Raw genomic sequence first — 17,488 nt, 5'->3', positions numbered from 1 at the left:
GCCGCTCGCTCACCGGCACCAAGGCGCCGGAGAAGCAGGCGGACCCGATCCTCGTCCACCCCGATGTGCGGCGGATGCTGCTGACCAGCCGCGCCTATATCGAGGGCTGCCGGGCGCTGGCCGGCTGGGTCGCGCGCGAGCTGGAAATCCTCGAGAAGTCTGATGACGGTGATGCGCAGCAGGCGGCCGACGATTTCGCCTCGCTGATGACGCCGGTGGTCAAGGCGATGTTCACCGATCTCGGTTTCGAGATCGCCTCGCTCGCGGTGCAGACCTATGGCGGCCATGGCTATATCCGCGATCACGGCATCGAGCAGTATGTGCGCGATGCGCGGATCGCGATGCTCTACGAGGGGACCAACGGCATCCAGGCGCTCGACCTCGTCGGCCGCAAGCTGCCGCAGGATGGCGGGAGACTGCTGACCCGTTTCCTCGATCCGGTCCTCGAATTTATCGACGCGCATCAGGATAACGACGCCCTCGCCGAGTTCCTGCCCGCGCTGTCGCAGGCGCTGGAGCATGTGCAGGAAGCGACTGGCCTCATCATGGAAGGTGCGATGACCAATCGCGACGAGGTGGGGGCGGCGTCGGTCGACTATCTCCGCCTGTTCGGCCTCGCGTCACTCGCCTTCGTCTGGGCCCGCATGGTCGCGGTGGCTGCCCCCAAGGCCGGGGAGGAGGGCGAGGCCGCGCAGTTCTACCGCGCCAAGGTGCAGACCGCGAAATTCTTCATGGAACGCCTCCTGCCGCAGACCGGCGCGCTGCTCGCCGCGATCCGGTCGGGCGCTGCGACCATGATGGAATTCGAGGACGCCGCGTTCTGATCGGCTCGCTGCCGCCCGGTCACCTGGCCGGGCGGCCATAAAGCCCCGTTATCGTGGCGCTGGCCAGCGCGTCCCGCGCCAGCGCCCGGCGGAGCGCGCCATAGGACGCCAGGGCCGCCGCCGGCAGCCGGTTAACCCGCAGCGCGTAGACTGTCAGATGATAGTGATGCGGCGGATCGCCGACCGGCGGGCAGGGCCCCTGGTAGCCATGAATGTTGCCGCTGCCGATGCCCTGAACCGCGCCGCGCGGCAGCGCGCCGCCCCGGCTCCCGGAACCCGCCGGCAATGAAGTGACGCGCGCCGGAATATCCGCCACGATCCAGTGCCAGTAGCCTTTGCCCTGCCGGGCATCGGAATCGAACAGCGTGACGGCGTAGCTCCGCGTGCCCGCTGGCGCGCCGCTCCAGGCGAGGGCGGGGCTGACATCGTCGCCAGTGCAGCCGAAGCGGTTGAAGACCTGGGCGGCCGCGATGGTTCCGCCATCGCGAAACGCGCCCGATCGCAGGGAAAATCCGCTGGCGCGCGCCGTTCCGGCCAGGGCCATCAGCGCCAGTGCGAACGAAACCGGCCGTTTCATCGGCATCATCCTCAGCGTTTCGAGCCCCGCCGCAGTAGCCAGAGCGGCAACGGCAGGGCGGCGAGCAGGAACAGCCAGAGCAACGGGAATGTGGCCGAAAGCCCGCCGTCTTCAAGATCCACCCACAGGCGCACCGGCATGCCCTGCGGGAAGTAGGCGAAGATCAGCACGATGCCGAGTTCGCCCACCCCGCGCACCCAGGCCAGCGCGAGGGCGGCGCCGAGCCCGTCGCGCGCCATCGGCAGGGTGATGTGGCGGAAGATCTGCCGGCGGGAGACGCCGAGGGTCAGCGCAGATTCGGCCAGTTCGGCGGGTATCTCGGCGAACGCGCCGCGTGCCGCGACCACATAGGTCGGCAGGCCGGCATAGATCCCCGCGATCAGCAGCGCCGGCGGATTGTTGGTGATGATCCCGCCGAACCGTTCGAGTAGGATGCCGACCGGGCCGATCGGGCCGTAGAATGCGGCGAGCAGGATGCCGAGCGCGAGCGGCGGGGTAAGCAGCGGCAGCAGCAGGAAGACTTGCGCCCCGTCGCGCATCCGTCCCTTGCCGGTTGCCAGCCAGTAGGCGAGTGGCGTTCCCAGCACCGCAATCACGGCCAGGGCCGCCAGCCCGTAGGCCAGCGAAATCGCCACCGATCTGCCATCCGCGCTGGACAGGGCGAATTTGCGCCAGTCGGTCATGATGAACAGACCAGCGAAGGGGCAAGCGAGCAGCAGCAGCACCAAGCCGCGCAGCAGGGCCCCGAGGCGTGCTCCGGTCAGACCGGCCCGCCCAGCGGCGGGTTGTAGCCGTATCGTGCGAACAGTTCCTGTCCCTTGCGGCTTTGCAGCAGTGAAACGAAGGCCCGTCCCGCCTCCGGGTTCCGGGCGTTGCGCGGCACGCACGCATAGAAGACGAGTGGCTGCGTGTGCAAGGTCTGCCTGCGGCCCTTTACCGTCAGCGAGATCGCGGCGCGGGAATACCAGTCCGCCACCATCGCCGGATCGCTGAGGTTGATCTGCCGGGGCAGTGCGAGGAACGGCAGCTTGAGCGACTTCACGCCGCTTTCGTAGCCGATCGTGGCATCCACCGCGCCGCTGTCGATTCGCGAGAGAAGCGATGGTTCGGGGAAGATCTGCGCGGGGTTCACCGGCCTGCCGAGCACGCGCCGGATCAGGTCCGGCTTGTGATAGTAGCGCTGGGCGAGATCGAAGGTGAACAGCACGTTGCGGCCCTGCGGGTCGGTGCGCGGGTCGGTGCGGCCGAAGTGCAGGCCGGGCTTTTCGAGGATGTCGAACCAGTGCGCTCCGGCATCGGCCGCCTCGAAATCCTTGCGGAAGCGCGAGTGGGGCGACCAGGCCAGCACCATCGCCGTGCTCGCCACCGGCACCGCATGCCCGACCAGCCCGGCCTTTTGCAGCACCTCGATCGGCCCGCTCGTGATCGAAATGAAGGCGTCAGCCTGCAGCGTCTTCGCGGCGATGAGGTGGGCGAGGCCGAACGCGCCCCGCCCGATGCCGTGAAACCGCTCGCTGGTCTCAGCCGTGAAGGCGGGCCCGAGCGCCCGGTCCATCAGCAGCCCCATCGAACCCGCATAGGCGATGGTTGCCGCGCGCCCCGCGGCGCGGCCGGTGACCGGCGCCAGCGCGGCCGCGCCCGCGAGCCGGGTGAATGCGCGTCGGGAAATCGCCATGTGCTGCTTCCTTTGGGGACGTAATTCCAGAATTCGGACTATCGATATGTTCATTAAGCGATATCGTCAATCCGCCATATCGGCACGCGGCAGTTTTCGTGGTGAAGTCGGGCGATGCAGACGCACGGAAAGACCGAACCGCTCACACTCCGCATCCGGGTGGTGCAGGGTGAGGATCTTCTCCTCGGCCCCGGTAGGGCGGACCTTCTCGCCTTCATCCGGGAAACCGGGTCGATCGCCGCCGCCGGACGGCGCATGGGGATGAGCTACAAGCGTGCCTGGCAACTAGCCGAGTCGATGAACTCCACCTTCCATGCCCCGTTGATCCTCGCAGCAAAGGGGGGGGTGGCGGGCGGCGGAGCCCAGCTCACGGAGCTTGGTGACGCCGTTCTGGCGGCCTATCGCGCGCTTGAGGCCGCGTCGCGCGCCGGTGGCGCCGCAGCATTGGCCATCCTTGCCGAGGCTCGGGCGCCGCTCTCGCAAGACCGTTAAGCATACGTAGCCGGCCGGAAATCTCGATCGGGTCCCTTTTCACCCGGCCGGGATTTACCTAAACTTTCATCGGAAAGGAGTGCGTGTCTTCCGCCTGCCCGAACGCCCCGAACAGCACCGTACCTCCGGCGCCCAGATCCTGGCGCTGCTGGGGTTTCTCGCGCTGGCGCTTCTGGTTGGTGCGGTCGGCGGCACGGCCACAGTGCCCAATGTGCACAGCTGGTACGATGTCCTGCCGCATCCCCCGGGCACGCCACCCGATTGGGTGTTCGGCCCGGTATGGACGCTGCTCTACATCGCCATGGCGGTCGCCGCCTGGCTGATCTGGCGTGGCCCGGACATCCTGACCCGCCAGCGTCGCGCACTACGTCTCTGGGGCTGGCAGCTTGCCGCCAACGCGCTCTGGTCGCCCGTCTTTTTCGCCCTTCATCGGCCGGATATCTCGTTTTTCGTAATACTCGTGCTCGACGGCCTGATCGTCATGACCATTGCCGTCTTTCGTCCGGTCAGCCGAATTGCCGCCGCATTGATGGTGCCCTATCTCGCCTGGTGTCTGTATGCGACCTATCTGAACGCCGGCTTCTGGTTTCTCAACCGATGATCGGCTAGACCGTCGGCCTGACCGCGAGGGAACCACGCCCGCCATGACCTATCGTTCTCAGCTTCATCTAGCCGCACTTGCCGTTCTGATGGCAGGGCTTGGTTTCGCCGCGCCTGCCAAGGCGCAGATGGCCGGTGGCGGCCTTGCCGGCGGTCTCGGTCCGATCGGCGGCGTCCCTCAGCCCCGCCATGAATCCCAATCGATCGCGCCGCCGGCTCTTCCGGGCGCATCGGCGGCGGGTAATGTTTCCGCCGGCCCGGTGACCGATACCGGCGGCGACCCGACCACGCTGCTGTTCAAGGCGATCAACCATGGCGACTATGCGCAGGCCCGCGCAGCGGTCAGCCGTGGCGCCAATCTCGATGCCCGGAACGCCCTCGGCGAAACGCCGATCGAACTTTCGGTTGAGCTGAATCGAAACCGCATCACCTTCATGCTGCTCTCGGCGCGGGCCGAGGAGCATCCGATGAGCGTTTCCGTCGCCTCCGCGCCGGTGGCCGCAGTCCCGCCGACGACGAGCAAAGGTTCGGCGCATGCGAAATCTCCGCCTTTTCACAAGGTTGAAGCAAAGCCCGCCGTCAGGCCCCTGACCATTTCCGGGGATCCTGGCCGGCCGGATCCGAGTGCCGGGTTCCTCGGCTTCGGCGGCAGCAACTGATCTGATCCGTCATATCCCGTTACATCGCGGGCACGTTTCGTTTACGCGCTCGTGAAAAGCTGTTAATCGGCTTGGGGGAGCTATGCACGATGATGCATGCATCCGCTCAATGACGGCGAGTGCAATAATTTTTAGGGAGATGACATGAACACCTTCAACCCGGCGCCTCTGGGCCTGTTCGGTTTTGCGCTTACCACATGGCTATTGTCGATGATCAATGCCGGGCTTCTCCCCGGAGCCGGTCTTGGCATGGTCCTCGCCATGGCCTTCGCCTTTGGCGGCTCGGCCCAGTTCGTGGCCGGCCTCGGCGAGATGAAAGTGGGCAATACCTTCGGCTTCGTGGCGTTCTGCTCGTACGGGGCTTTCTGGTGGTCCTTCGCGCTGTTCGTCGAAATCTTCGCCAAGGGCGTGCCGGGGGTGATGGTCGGCTGGTACCTGCTGGTCTGGGGCGCCTTCAGCTTCGTGATGTTCATCGGCACTTTCGCGCTGAACAAGGCCCTGCAGCTGATCTTCGGCTTTTTGACCGCGACCTTCATCCTGCTCGCGCTGAACGACCTGCTCGGTGCGGCGGCGCTGGGCGAGTTCGGCGGCTATCTGGGCCTCGTCACCGCGGTACTCGCCTTCTATCTCGGTGCGGCAGGCATCATCAATGGCGCGCATGGCAAGGAAATCCTGCCGATCGGCGCCAAGGCCTGACGATCGACATCCTTGGCCCTGTCAGCGGAGCCGGCGCAAGCCGGCTCCGCTTTTCGTATCTGCTCGACTGACCACGAATCGGTGACTTCACGGCCATTGGCGCGGCAGGACGTTTGGAGTATTCATAAACTGGACGGGTATCGATAGCTCCGGGCGAGAGATCTCCACCGATCTGTCGTCCGCCATTGATCGTTCTGATCCGATGGAACCAGTCCCTTGGCGGGGATCGCCATAGCGAGGAAGGATACGGATTATGGGTGGTTTGAGCATCTGGCACTGGCTGATCGTCCTGGCGGTCGTGCTGCTCCTGTTCGGAACGGGCCGGGTCGGCAACCTGATGGGTGAGCTCGGCAAGGGCATGAAGGCGTTCAAGAACAACATCGCCGATGACCAGCCGGCGAAGGATGCCTCGATGCTGGAGCAGCAGACCCGCGCGCCGGAGGCCAATGCCGGCCAGAAGGCCGGGCAGGGCAAGGTCTGAGGCGCGGGACATGGGATTCGATTCGCCCGTTCACTGGCTGATCGTCATCGCCGTCATCGCGCTCCTGTTCGGCGGGTCGCGCGTCGGCAACCTGATGGGCGAGCTCGGCAAGGGCATCAAGGCCTTCAAGCAGAACATGAGCGACGCCGATTCGGCGAAGCCCGCCCCGGCCGCGAAGTCCGAGCCTGACGTCCAGAACCGGATCGCCGACTCGTCCGCGCCGGCGGCCGAAAAGGCCCCCGAGCCGGCCGATACCGCGCGGCACTGACCGGAACCGCACAGGCATGACGGTGACCCTGGCCGCCGGGCCGGCCGAAGCCGGCGATGTCCTCGCGTCCCGCGCGCGTGAACTGGTCGCCATCGGGGCGCGGATGGATGCCAGGGGTTGGGTGCCCGCGTCCGCCGGCAATCTCTCGGCACGATGCACCGCCGACAGCATCGCGATCACCCGCAGTGGCGTTCACAAGGGACGGCTCGAAGCCGCCGACATCATCGAAGTCTGGCTCGACGGCACGCCGCTTCGCGCCGGCGACCGGCCCAGCGCCGAAACCCAGCTGCATTGCCAGGTTTACGAGCGGCTCCCGGCGGCCGGGGCGGTGCTGCATGGCCATTCGGTCGCCGCAACCGCTCTCACCCTCGCGGACAATTCCCCAGGGATCGTTCTTGAAGGCTACGAGATCCTGAAGGCTTTCCCGGGCATTGCGACCCACGAGACCCGGATCGTCCTGCCGGTTTTCGATAACGACCAGGACATGCGTCGGCTTGCCGCGGCAATCGCGCCCGCCTTCGCGGCGCCGCCGATCGGGTATGTCCTGCGTGGCCACGGCATCTACGCCTGGGGCGAGGATGTCGAGCGCTGTTTCTGGCGGCTCGAAGCCCTGGAGTTCCTGCTGTCCTGCGAATGCGAACGGAGACGGATGAGATGAGCACGCTGCGGATTTTCGACGACGCGAACCCCGATGCGCCCCTGGTTGCCACGTCGGACGCGGCGCGGATGGCGGCTGAACTCAAGTCCATCGGTGTGCGCTTCGAGCGGTGGGAAAGCCCCGTCGCCATCGCGGCGGACGCCTCGCCCGAGGAAATCCTTGAGGCGTATCGCCCGTATCTCGATCGGCTGATGGGCGAAACCGGCGCCGGCTCGGCCGACGTCATCAAGATGACGCCGGACCACCCGCAGGCCGGCACCCTTCGGGAGAAGTTCCTCAACGAGCACATCCACACCGAGGATGAAGTCCGCTTCTTCGTGCGCGGCTCCGGCCATTTCGTCATGCACCTCGACGGCAAGGTCTACGACGCATACTGCACCGAGGGCGATCTGATCTCGGTCCCCGCCAACACCCGCCACTGGTTTGATGCCGGTTCCACGCCGGACTTCATCGCGCTTCGGATTTTCACCGACACCTCCGGCTGGGTCGCGCATTTCACCGGCGACCAGATCAGCGCCCGCTTTCCGGTTGCCGCCTGAACCGGCCATTCTCACCGTGACCACAAGGCCCGAACTCGTGCTCCTCGACATCGAGGGCACGATCGCCCCGATCAGCTTTGTCCATGATGTGCTGTTCCCCTATGCGCGCGCGCGGCTTGCCGGTTTCGTTGCGGCACATGGCGACGAGCCCGAGATCGCGGCGGCGCTGGCCGAACTCGACGCCATCGCGCCGGGTGCGCCGCCAGTGGAAACACTGCTCGCGCTGATGGACCGCGATGCCAAGGTCGGCCCGCTGAAACTGATCCAGGGGCGGATCTGGGCCGAAGGTTTTGCCGAGGGAGCGCTGACCAGCCGTCTCTACCCGGATGTCGCGCCCGTTCTGCGCGCCTGGCACGGCAGCGGACTCCGGCTCGCCATCTATTCCTCGGGGTCCGAGGAGGCGCAGAGGTTGTTGCTCGGCCACACGCCGGATGGTGGCCTGACCGCGCTGTTCGAGCGGTTTTTCGACACGCGGATGGGCGGCAAGCGCGATGCCGCCAGCTATGCGGCCATCGCCCGGTCCATGGCCGTGGCGCCCGCTCACGTGCTGTTTCTCTCGGATGTCGCGGACGAACTTGCCGCCGCCGCGACCGCCGGCATCCAGGTCTGCCAGATCGTTCGCCCCGAGGATGGCACGATCGCGTCGGCCGATTACCCGACCGCGCCCGATCTTGCCGCGGTGGCCGCCGCCTTCGACCGTCCCGACCCCGCCTAGGAGCCGTGTAGATGAGCCCGATCGACCAACTCGCCGCCCGCGTGCCGAGGCGGCTGCGCGGTGAGGCTTGGCAATGCTTTGCTCTGGGCCTGCTCGCCGCTGTTGCGCTGCCGCCATTCTACCTCCTGCCGGTGCTCTGGTTCGTCGTGCCGGCGCTCCTGACCCGTCTCGCCCGTGCCGGCGGCTGGCGCCGCGCCGCCTGGCTCGGCTGGTGCTTCGGCTTCGGCTTCAACCTGCTCGGCCTGTTTTGGGTGACCGAGCCGATGCTGATCATGGCATCGAATTTCTGGTGGGCGGTGCCCTTTGCCGCGCCGGCGCTCGCTTTCGCAACCGCGTTCTACATGATCCTGCCGGCCCTTGCCGTCTTTGCCGTGCCGCAACGCAACCAGGCGGGCCGCCTCGCTGCCGTGCTGCTCTTCGCGGGGGCGCTGGTGCTATCCAATCTTGCGCAGGAATTCCTGTTCACCGGGTTCCCCTGGAACTATTGGGGAGCCGACTGGGCTTTTGCCGGCAGGCTGGGCCTTGCGATGATCCAGCCCGCCGCGATCGGCGGCATTTTTCTCCTGACCCTGCTGACGGCGCTCACCGCCGGGCTGCCGCTGCTCGGACGGCGCGGCTGGGCGGCGAGTGCGGTGCTGCTGGCTCTCTGGGCCGGCTTCGGCTTCGCGCGCACCTCTGCGGGCCCCGCGCCGCTGACCAGATACACCGTTGCATTGCTCCAGCCCGATTTCGCGGTCCCGGGAAGCTTCACCCAGCCCGCCCTGCAGGCCCGCTGGCGGCGTGACCTTGCGCTGACCCGCGAAGCCTTGGACAAGGCGGGCAAGGGACCGAACATCGTCGTCTGGCCCGAGACGGCGAGCCCCGCTCTGCTGCAGACCGACGCCGCGGCGCGCGCCGCGATTGCGGCCGTGGCCGGCAACACGCCCGTCCTTGCCGGCTCGTTCCGCCTGGCGGCTGATGGCAGCATGCGCAACTCGCTGGTCGCCGTGGAAGGAAAAGGGCCGGCCGTAGCGTGGTATGACAAGTGGAAGCTGGTGCCATTCGGCGAGTACACGCCAGCCTGGATTCCGCTAAAGGTCACGCCCGGCGGCGGATTCACGCCGGGCCCTGGTCCGCGCACATTGCATGTGCCCGGCATTCCATCGGTCGGACCGCTGATTTGCTACGAGTCGATCTTCCCGGGCATCATCACGGATCCCAAGGATCGTCCCGCCTGGTTGCTGAACATCAGCGACAACGCCTGGTTCGGTGACACAACCGGCCCGTACCAGGATTTTGCAACCACCCGCCTGCGGGCGGTGGAGGAGGGGCTTCCGATCGTCGTGGACACCAATTCCGGCATTTCCGCGGTGATCGGCCCGCATGGCCGGGTCGCGGGCACGCTCGGGCTCGACCGCGCCGGGATTCTGATTGGTAAACTTCCGGTTGCGCTTCCTGTCACACCCTTCGGCCGGTTCAGCGTGACCATGTCGGGCATTCTTGGCTTTTACACGATGGTTTTGGGTGTTGTGTGCTTGATTGTTTCAATAACCTTGATGTAAGTGACGGTTCGTAAACGCGTCTTAAAAATAATTCGAGCTTGTGTAATTGAGGCGTGGCCACTATTGTAGATAGTGGTTGTAGGGACGTGCCGCCGACCTCTGGTAGCGAAGTTCCGAAAATCAGAGTTTTTCTTAATTTTTGTACTTTAACCGGATTTGGCCAATCTTATGAGACGGCCCTGCGCTCTGAGATCGGTCATCAAACCCGACAGCGGCGAAAATGATGCACGGCGGCGTCGGTCATCATGTCCGCCCTGCCTTGTGCCCGGGGGCGGTGCCGGTTGATGTCGCTGAGGAATGAGACATGAATGCAAACGGTGGCGCCTCGAACGACCGCAGCGACCGGGATGGCCGGCCCAGCCCGATCGACGTGCATGTCGGGTCGCGAATCCGGCTCCGGCGCACGCTGCTCGGGATGTCGCAGGAAAAGCTCGGCGATGCGCTCGGCCTGACCTTCCAGCAGGTGCAGAAATACGAGCGCGGGGTGAACCGGGTCGGTGCGTCCCGCCTGTTCGATATTTCCCGCGTGCTCGATGTGCCGATCAGCTTCTTCTTCGACGACATGCCGGAGGGGATGAACGAAATGCCGATGTCCGGCCCGCGCGGGCGCAGCAACGGGCTGTCCGAGGCGCAGGAGCCGTTCGGCGTCGGCCTCGACGATCACATGACCAAGCGCGAGACGCTCGAACTGGTGCGCGCCTATTACCGGATCACCGAGCCCACCGTGCGCAAGCGCATGTTCGACCTGATCAAGTCGCTGGCCCCGGCCGATTCCTTCCCCACCGAATGAACCGGCCCCCGGTGGCGGCGCGTGCGCTTGTGAAGGCGCGAGTCTCTTCGCTACATTGCCACTCATGAGTGCAATGTCCCGCCCGTCGCCGATCATCGCCCCCAGCCTGCTTGCCGCCGATTTCGGACGCCTTCGCGAAGAGGTCGCCGCGGTGGAGCGTGCCGGGGCGCACTGGCTTCATCTCGACGTGATGGACGGTCATTTCGTGCCGAACATCAGTTTCGGCGCGCTGGTTCTCAATGCGCTCCGTCCGCACACGCGCCTCGCCTTCGACGTTCACCTGATGATCGCCCCGGCCGATCCGTATCTGGCCGATTTCGCGAAGGCCGGCGCGGATCACATCACTGTCCATGCCGAGGCCGGGCCGCATTTGCACCGCTCGCTGCAGACGATCCGCGCCCTCGGCCTGAAGGCCGGCGTCGCCATCAACCCCGCGACCCCGGCCGAGGCGGTGCGGCATGTGCTCGACCTCATCGACATCATCAACGTGATGACCGTCAATCCCGGCTTCGGCGGCCAGTCGTTCCTCGCCGGCCAGTTGCCCAAGATCGCCGAACTGCGCCGCATGGTCACTGAAGCCGGGCGCGACATCCGCATCGAGACGGATGGCGGCATCGATGCCGCCTCGGCGCCTCGCGCGCTCGAAGCAGGCGCCGATGTCCTCATTGCCGGCAGCGCGATCTTCGGCAAGCCGGACTATGCCGCGGCCATCGCCGCGCTAGGAACGGGCGATTGAAGCGGAGGGAATGATGCGCGGCGCGAGACAATGGGTTGCCCGGCTCGCCGCCCTCCGCGGTGGCAACGTTCCCGATGCCCCTTCGGTCGCCCTGCGAGATCCCTGGCCCGGCGAGCCTGCCCGCGGCGCGCGCATCATCAAGGGGGAAATCGAATACCAGAACGTCGTACGGCCGCTCCGGCCCGGCCTCTTTCACGAGAACGACGGCTCGCCGGTTTTCATCGCCCATATCCAGGGTTTCGTGTGGCTGCGCGATTTGCGGGCACTCGGCACCGACGCTGCCCGCAGCCGCGCGCGGGCCCTGATCGCCGACTGGATCGATTGTGAAGCCCTCCCGCCGGTGGCCTCGGCCCCCGAGGTTTCCGGCGCGCGCATCGCGGCGTGGCTCGGCCATTACGATTTCTTCGCCGCCTCGGCGGATGACGACTTCCGGCAGATGCTGATGGCCCGCCTCGTCGCCGATGCGAGGATGCTCTCGGCCAACCTCCCCGCCGAGGTGCGCGACGGCCGTGCCTTCACCGCGATCAAGGGACTGATCGCCGCGGCGGTCGCGCTGCCCGAGCACGGAGCGTTCATGCAGCGGGCCCTGCGCTTCCTCGTGCCGGAGATCGAGCGGCAGATCCTGCCCGACGGCGCGCATGTCGAGCGCAGCCCCGCCGCCCACTTTGCCGTGCTGCAGGACCTGACCGAAATCCGCGCGTTGCTGCAACTCGCGCGCGCCGAAGTGCCGCCGCAGCTTCCCGGCGCCATCGAGCGGATGGCGGTCGGGCTGCGGGCGCTGCGGCATGGCGATGGCGGCCTCGCCCTCTTCAACGGCACCAGCGAGGACTGGCCCAACCTGATCGACCTCGTGCTGAGCCAGGCCGGGCGCACCGGCCGCAGCGCCTCGGCCCTGGCCGGCGTGGGGTTTCACCGGCTTGCCGCCGGCCGGTCACTCGTCCTTGTCGATGCGGGGCCGCCGCCGGGGCCGGGCATCGACCGCTTTGCCCATGCCGGCACGCTCTCCTTCGAATTCTCGGTCGGGCGCGACCGGCTGATCGTGAATTGCGGCGCCGCCCCCGCGGCGTCGGGCGAGTGGCGCGACGCCCTGCGCAACACCGCCGCCCATTCGACGCTCGTCGTCGCCGACGTGTCCTCGTCCGAATTGCGTGACGAGGGACTCGGCCGCCGTCCCGCCCATGTCGAGGTGCAGCGCCAGGAGGCGAACGGCGCCCACTGGCTGGAGGCGAGCCATGACGGCTGGCAGAAACTGTTCGGCGCGGTGCATCGCCGCCGCCTCTATCTCGCGGAGAGCGGCGACGATCTGCGCGGCGAGGACAGTATCGAGGCCGACCAGCCGCAGCCCTTCACCCTGCGCTTTCACCTGCACCCGAACGTGACGGCGAGCATCCAGCAGGACGGGGAGGGGGCATTGTTGCGCCTGTCCTCGGGCCAGGGCTGGCGCCTGCGTGCCGGCGGCGCCACGCTGAGCATCGAGGACAGCATCTATTTCGGCGGACCCGAGCCGCGCCGCGCCGAGCAGATCGTGCTGACCGGAACGCCCGACGGTCCGCAACAGGTGAAATGGGCGCTGACCAGGATGGGCTGATTTCATGGCGCGCATCATGCTCACCGGCGGGGCCGGCTTCATCGGCTCGCATACCGCCGTCGTGTTGCTCGAACGCGGCTACGACATCGTCCTGCTCGACGATTTCTCCAACGCCGCGCGCGATGTGCCGGACCGGCTGCGCCAGATCACCGGCATCGCCATGCCGGTGATCGAGGCGGATATCCGCGATCCCGAGGCCATGCGCGCCGCCTTCGCCGCCTTCCCCGTCGATGCTGTCGTGCATTTCGCGGCGAAGAAGGCGGTCGGCGAGAGCGAGGCCGACCCGCTGCTCTATTTCGACGTCAACATCCTCGGCACGATCCGCCTGCTCGCCGCGATGCGCGATGCCGGGGTCGGCCGGCTGGTGTTTTCCTCTTCGGCCACCGTCTATGGCGAGCCGGACACCTGCCCGATTTCCGAAACCGCCTCCCTGCGCGTCACCAATGTCTATGGCCGCACCAAGATGGTGATGGAGGGGATGATCGAGGATCTCTCGCGCACCGGCGTGCTCGCCGCCTCGGCGATCCTGCGCTATTTCAACCCGGTCGGCGCGCATCCCTCCGGCCTGATCGGCGAGAATCCGCGTGGAGTTCCCGCCAATCTGATGCCCTACCTCTGCCAGGTCGCGGCCGGGCAGCGGCCATACCTGACCGTGTTCGGCAACGATTACCCGACGCATGACGGCACCGGCGTGCGCGACTTCATCCACGTGATGGACCTCGCCGAGGCCCATGCCGCCGCGGTCGATCGCATCCTCGCGCAGGATGGCGGCTTCACCGTCAATCTCGGCACCGGCACCGGCTATTCCGTGCTCGACCTCGTGCATGCCTTCAAGGCGGCGACGGGGATCGACGTTCCCTATCAGGTCGGCCCGCGCCGGCCCGGCGATGTCGCCGCCTGCTATGCCGATCCCGGCCTGGCCGCCAGCCTGCTCGGCTGGCGCGCCAGCCGCGGCGTGCAGGACATGTGCCGCGACGCCTGGCGCTGGCAGAGCCGGCACTGAGCCCGCGATGAGCCGCCACGTCGTCTTCCTCATCGGGGAAGACTGGTTCTTCGCATCGCATTTCCGGGTTCGTGCCCTGGCCGCGCGGGCGGCGGGCTGGCGCGTCACCATCCTCACCCGCGCCGGCCGGGCCGCCGATGCGCTACGCGCCGAGGGTTTCGAGGTGATCGACGTCGATTTCCGCCGCGCCCGCCTCAATCCCCTGGCCGAGTTCCGCCTGCTGCGCTCGATCGCCGGCCATTACCGGGCCCTCGCGCCCGATCTCGCGCATCATATCGCGCTCAAGCCGATCGTCCTCGGCAGCGTCGCCGCGGGGCTCGCCGGCGTGCCAGCTGTGATCAATGCGCCGGTCGGCCTCGGCTACGTGTTCAGCTCGGATCAACTCAAGGCGCGCCTGCTGCGTCCCGTGGTGCGCGCGGCGATGAACCGGCTGATCGGCGCGCGCGGCGCGCTCGCGGTGTTCGAGAACGAGGAGGACCGCGCTGACGCCGTTCGCGTTCGCGCCATTCCGGCCGAACGCACCACGGTGATTGGCGGCGCCGGCGTCGATCTCGCGGCGTTCCACCCGGTGCCGAAGCCCGAGGCGCCGGTACGCGTGGTGCTCGGCGCGCGCCTCCTCCGCCAGAAGGGCGTGCTCGATTTCATCGCCGCCGCCCGGATCCTTCGTGAACGCGGCGTCGCGGCGGAATGCGTGGTCGCCGGCGAGCCCGACCCGGAAAACCCCCATTCGCTGACCCGGGCGGAGCTTGCGGACCCGGCGATCACCTGGGTGGGCCGAGTGGAGATGGCGCCGTTGCTCGCCGGCGCCCATATCGCCTGCCTGCCGACCTTCTATCGCGAGGGATTACCGAAATTCCTGCTCGAGGCGATGGCGTCGGGCCTTCCTTGCGTGGCAACGGATGTCGTCGGCTGCCGCGAGGCGGTGGCCGATGGCGAAAGCGGCCTGCTGGTCCCGCCGCGCGATCCGGCGGCGCTGGCCGATGCGCTGGAGCGCCTCGTCGCCGATCCCGAGCTGCGGGCCCGCATGGGGGCGGCGGGCCGTGCGCGGGCGGAAACCCTGTTCGCCGACGAGGTGGTTTGCGCGGCGACGCTCGCGGTCTATGAACGCGCCATCCGACACGACGTTTGACAGGGGATGGCATGATCAGGCGGCTCGCACTTCTCGGCATCATGGCCGGGGCCTGGGCGTTTGCGGCGGCAACGGCGCAGGCGGAGACGCGGATCGGCGCGGTCTCGACGAATTTCCGCCTGCTCGGCGCGAATGACAAGGTGGTGGTCGAGCGGCTCGACGATCCGAAGATCCCCGATATCGCCTGCTATGCGAGCTTCGCGAAGACCGGCGGGGTCAAGGGCAGCCTGGGTGTGGCAACCGATCCGTCGCGCTTTGCCCTCTCCTGCATTGCCACCGGGCCGGTCACGCTGCCGGCCGGCCTGCCAGCGAAGCAGCAGATCGCCGCGATCTCGGCGTCCTTCCTGGTCAAGCATTTCAATCTTTATCGCCTGGTCGATCCCGATCGCAAGGCGGTCGTCTACCTGCTGATCAGCACGAAAATCATCCACGGCTCGCCGGCCAACGCCGTCTCCGCCGTTCCCGTTTCCGGCCACTGACAGACGAGATTTGCCATGAACGACAGAGTCAACATCCGACGGGCCCTCATCTCGGTGTCCGACAAGGCTGGGCTGGTCGAGCTCGGCCGCGCGCTGGCGGCAGCGGGCGTGGAAATCCTCTCGACCGGCGGTTCCGCCCGCGCGCTGCGCGAGGCCGGGATCGCCGTTGTCGAGGTGGCGGATTACACGGGTGTTCCCGAAATGCTGGATGGGCGGGTCAAGACGCTGGTGCCCAAGATCCACGGCGGCCTGCTCGGCCGGCGCGACCTGCCGGAGCATCTGGCGCAGATGCAGCGGCACGACATCCCGCCGATCGACCTGCTCGCGGTCAATCTCTACCCGTTTGAGGAAACGGTCGCGAAGGGCGCGGATTTCGAAACCTGCGTCGAGAACATCGATATCGGCGGCCCGGCGCTGATCCGCGCGGCGGCGAAGAACCACGATTCGGTGGCGGTTCTCACTAGCCCGGCGCAGTATGACGACCTCATCGCGGCGCTAGCCGCCGGCGGAACGACGCTGGAGCAGCGCCGCCGCCTCGCCGCCGCCGCCTATGCCCGCACCGCCGCCTACGACGCCGCGATTTCCGCCTGGTTCGCGCAGCAGACCGGCGAGATGTTCCCGGCGCACCTCGCCCTGGCCGGCGCGCGGCAGCAGATGCTGCGCTACGGCGAGAACCCGCACCAGTCCGCTGCGTTCTATCGCACCGGCAACCGCCCCGGCGTTGCCACCGCGCGGCAGTTGCAGGGCAAGGAACTCTCCTACAACAACATCAACGACACCGATGCCGCTTTCGAATGCGTCGCCGAGTTCGACCGGCCGGCGGTGGTGATCGTCAAGCACGCCAATCCGTGCGGCGTCGCCCTCGGCGCCGATCTTGCCGAGGCCTGGGACCGCGCGCTGGACTGCGACCCGGTTTCGGCGTTTGGCGGCATCATCGCGGTCAACCGCCCGCTCGATGTTGCGGCAGCCGAGAAGATGGCGAGCATCTTCTCCGAGGTGATCATCGCGCCGGACGCCGCACCTGACGCGGTTGAACTGCTTGCCCGCAAGAAGAATCTCCGCCTGCTGCTCACCGGCGGCCTGCCCGACCCGGCGGAACCGGGCCTTGCCTGGCGCAGCGTTGCCGGTGGTTTCCTGGCCCAGACCCGCGACGCCGGGAGGATTGGCCGCGACGATCTGAAGGTCGTCACCCAGCGCGCGCCGACCAACGCCGAGTTCGCCGATCTGCTGTTCGCCTTCCGTGTGGCCAAGCATGTGAAGTCGAATGCGATCATCTACGCGAAAGCAGGGGCGACCACGGGCATCGGCGCGGGGCAGATGAGCCGCGTCGATTCCTCGCGCATCGCCGCACAGAAGGGTGGGGAGAAGATTCCGGGTTCGGTCGTCGCGTCCGACGCGTTCTTCCCCTTCGCTGACGGTCTTGTGGCCGCGATCGAGGCAGGGGCGACGGCGGTGATCCAGCCCGGCGGCTCGATCCGCGACAACGAGGTGATCGAGGCGGCAGATGCCGCCGGGATTGCCATGGTGTTCACCGGCATGCGCCATTTCAGGCATTGATCGCCATGACCCACACACCCCGCCTTGGCCTGCCCGACCCCGCCCGGATGAGCGAGGCCCAGCGCGCCGCGCACGATGCCATCGCGTCCGGCCCGCGCGGCCGGGTCGAGGGGCCGCTCGCAGTGTGGCTGCACAGCGCCGAACTCGCGAACAACGCGCAGGCCCTCGGCGCCTTCTGCCGTTTTGGCTCCTCGCTGCCGCCGCGCCTGTCGGAACTCGCGATCCTGGTGATGGGCTCTTATTGGCGTGCCGGGTTCGAATGGTACATCCATGCGCCGATCGCCGCGAAAGCCGGCGTACCCGAGGCGGTCATCGCCGCGATCAAGGCGGGCGGAACGCCCGTCTTCGCCGAACCGGACGCCAGGGCGGTGCACGATTTCGCCCGGGAGCTACTCACTGCGCACGAGGTGTCGGACGAGACATACGCCTTTGCCCGCCACCAGCTGGGCGACCGAGCCCTCGTCGATCTGGTAGGGATCCT

General features: G+C 67.4%; 22 protein-coding genes. 19 read left to right on the top strand and 3 right to left on the bottom strand.

Annotated elements, in window-relative coordinates:
* A partial coding sequence (locus tag APM_RS03405) for an acyl-CoA dehydrogenase C-terminal domain-containing protein (RefSeq protein ID WP_007421958.1) occupies nucleotides 1-824 on the top strand: 824 nt, incomplete at its 5' end.
* A 19-nt stretch (nucleotides 825-843) separates the two neighbouring features.
* Here APM_RS03405 and APM_RS03400 read toward each other — a convergent pair.
* From APM_RS03400 to APM_RS03390, 3 genes are read right to left on the bottom strand one after another with little or no spacing between them, the layout of a single operon-like run.
* Complete coding sequence (locus APM_RS03400; RefSeq protein ID WP_007421957.1) at nucleotides 844-1,401, bottom strand: YbhB/YbcL family Raf kinase inhibitor-like protein; 558 nt, start codon at nucleotides 1,399-1,401, stop codon at nucleotides 844-846.
* Between the two features lie 11 nt (nucleotides 1,402-1,412).
* A complete protein-coding gene (locus APM_RS03395; protein ID WP_013639124.1) occupies nucleotides 1,413-2,126 on the bottom strand; it encodes an ABC transporter permease subunit in 714 nt (237 codons plus the stop codon).
* A 35-nt stretch (nucleotides 2,127-2,161) separates the two neighbouring features.
* Entirely contained in the window at nucleotides 2,162-3,076 is a 915-nt protein-coding gene (locus APM_RS03390) for an extracellular solute-binding protein (protein WP_007421955.1), read from the bottom strand.
* A 114-nt stretch (nucleotides 3,077-3,190) separates the two neighbouring features.
* Between APM_RS03390 and APM_RS03385 the strand changes: the two genes are divergently transcribed.
* From APM_RS03385 to APM_RS03300, 18 genes are all read left to right on the top strand, one after another.
* Nucleotides 3,191-3,568, top strand: a complete 378-nt coding sequence (locus APM_RS03385; protein WP_007421954.1) for a winged helix-turn-helix domain-containing protein — start codon at nucleotides 3,191-3,193, stop codon at nucleotides 3,566-3,568.
* Between the two features lie 79 nt (nucleotides 3,569-3,647).
* Nucleotides 3,648-4,169, top strand: a complete 522-nt coding sequence (locus tag APM_RS03380; RefSeq protein WP_007421953.1) for a TspO/MBR family protein — start codon at nucleotides 3,648-3,650, stop codon at nucleotides 4,167-4,169.
* Nucleotides 4,170-4,212: 43 nt separating this feature from the next.
* Nucleotides 4,213-4,827: an ankyrin repeat domain-containing protein gene (locus tag APM_RS03375; protein ID WP_007421952.1), complete on the top strand. Its 615-nt coding sequence runs from the start codon at nucleotides 4,213-4,215 to the stop codon at nucleotides 4,825-4,827.
* 144 nt (nucleotides 4,828-4,971) lie between these two features.
* Entirely contained in the window at nucleotides 4,972-5,523 is a 552-nt protein-coding gene (locus APM_RS03370) for an acetate uptake transporter (RefSeq protein ID WP_007421951.1), read from the top strand.
* Between the two features lie 253 nt (nucleotides 5,524-5,776).
* Nucleotides 5,777-6,004: a twin-arginine translocase TatA/TatE family subunit gene (locus tag APM_RS03365; RefSeq protein WP_007421950.1), complete on the top strand. Its 228-nt coding sequence runs from the start codon at nucleotides 5,777-5,779 to the stop codon at nucleotides 6,002-6,004.
* Between the two features lie 10 nt (nucleotides 6,005-6,014).
* The gene (gene tatA, locus APM_RS03360; protein WP_007421949.1) at nucleotides 6,015-6,272 is read left to right on the top strand and encodes a twin-arginine translocase TatA/TatE family subunit; all 258 of its coding nucleotides are present in this window, start codon (nucleotides 6,015-6,017) and stop codon (nucleotides 6,270-6,272) included.
* Between the two features lie 16 nt (nucleotides 6,273-6,288).
* On the top strand, nucleotides 6,289-6,930 hold the full coding sequence (locus tag APM_RS03355) for a methylthioribulose 1-phosphate dehydratase (protein ID WP_007421948.1): 642 nt from the start codon (nucleotides 6,289-6,291) through the stop codon (nucleotides 6,928-6,930).
* The gene (locus tag APM_RS03350) at nucleotides 6,927-7,469 is read left to right on the top strand and encodes an acireductone dioxygenase (RefSeq protein WP_011941212.1); all 543 of its coding nucleotides are present in this window, start codon (nucleotides 6,927-6,929) and stop codon (nucleotides 7,467-7,469) included. The genes APM_RS03355 and APM_RS03350 overlap by 4 nt, the downstream gene beginning before the upstream one ends.
* A 16-nt stretch (nucleotides 7,470-7,485) precedes the next feature.
* Nucleotides 7,486-8,184 (top strand): acireductone synthase, encoded by a 699-nt coding sequence (mtnC, locus tag APM_RS03345; protein WP_007421946.1) that lies wholly within the window; start codon nucleotides 7,486-7,488, stop codon nucleotides 8,182-8,184.
* Between the two features lie 11 nt (nucleotides 8,185-8,195).
* On the top strand, nucleotides 8,196-9,725 hold the full coding sequence (gene lnt, locus APM_RS03340) for an apolipoprotein N-acyltransferase (protein WP_007421945.1): 1,530 nt from the start codon (nucleotides 8,196-8,198) through the stop codon (nucleotides 9,723-9,725).
* 304 nt (nucleotides 9,726-10,029) lie between these two features.
* Nucleotides 10,030-10,515, top strand: coding sequence for a helix-turn-helix domain-containing protein (locus APM_RS03335; RefSeq protein ID WP_007421944.1), 486 nt, complete (start codon nucleotides 10,030-10,032; stop codon nucleotides 10,513-10,515).
* 73 nt (nucleotides 10,516-10,588) lie between these two features.
* Nucleotides 10,589-11,251 carry a ribulose-phosphate 3-epimerase gene (rpe, locus tag APM_RS03330; RefSeq protein ID WP_007421943.1) on the top strand — a complete coding sequence of 221 codons (663 nt, stop codon included), beginning with the start codon at nucleotides 10,589-10,591 and terminating at the stop codon, nucleotides 11,249-11,251.
* A 13-nt stretch (nucleotides 11,252-11,264) separates the two neighbouring features.
* Entirely contained in the window at nucleotides 11,265-12,839 is a 1,575-nt protein-coding gene (locus APM_RS03325; protein ID WP_007421942.1) for a heparinase II/III family protein, read from the top strand.
* A 4-nt stretch (nucleotides 12,840-12,843) separates the two neighbouring features.
* A complete protein-coding gene (galE, locus tag APM_RS03320; protein ID WP_007421941.1) occupies nucleotides 12,844-13,842 on the top strand; it encodes a UDP-glucose 4-epimerase GalE in 999 nt (332 codons plus the stop codon).
* A gap of 7 nt (nucleotides 13,843-13,849) precedes the next feature.
* Nucleotides 13,850-14,971 (top strand): glycosyltransferase family 4 protein, encoded by a 1,122-nt coding sequence (locus tag APM_RS03315; RefSeq protein ID WP_007421940.1) that lies wholly within the window; start codon nucleotides 13,850-13,852, stop codon nucleotides 14,969-14,971.
* 11 nt (nucleotides 14,972-14,982) lie between these two features.
* Nucleotides 14,983-15,450, top strand: a complete 468-nt coding sequence (locus APM_RS03310; protein WP_007421939.1) for a CreA family protein — start codon at nucleotides 14,983-14,985, stop codon at nucleotides 15,448-15,450.
* A 15-nt stretch (nucleotides 15,451-15,465) separates the two neighbouring features.
* The gene (gene purH / locus APM_RS03305; RefSeq protein WP_039887659.1) at nucleotides 15,466-17,007 is read left to right on the top strand and encodes a bifunctional phosphoribosylaminoimidazolecarboxamide formyltransferase/IMP cyclohydrolase; all 1,542 of its coding nucleotides are present in this window, start codon (nucleotides 15,466-15,468) and stop codon (nucleotides 17,005-17,007) included.
* Nucleotides 17,008-17,012: 5 nt separating this feature from the next.
* The coding region (locus APM_RS03300) for a carboxymuconolactone decarboxylase family protein (protein ID WP_007421937.1) at nucleotides 17,013-17,488 on the top strand (476 nt) is incomplete at its 3' end.

This window comes from Acidiphilium sp. PM (assembly GCF_000219295.1).
In the GTDB taxonomy this organism is placed as follows: domain Bacteria; phylum Pseudomonadota; class Alphaproteobacteria; order Acetobacterales; family Acetobacteraceae; genus Acidiphilium; species Acidiphilium multivorum.
Note: the sequence above shows the minus strand (reverse complement) of the source record. Positions and strands in the feature narration are given on the sequence as shown.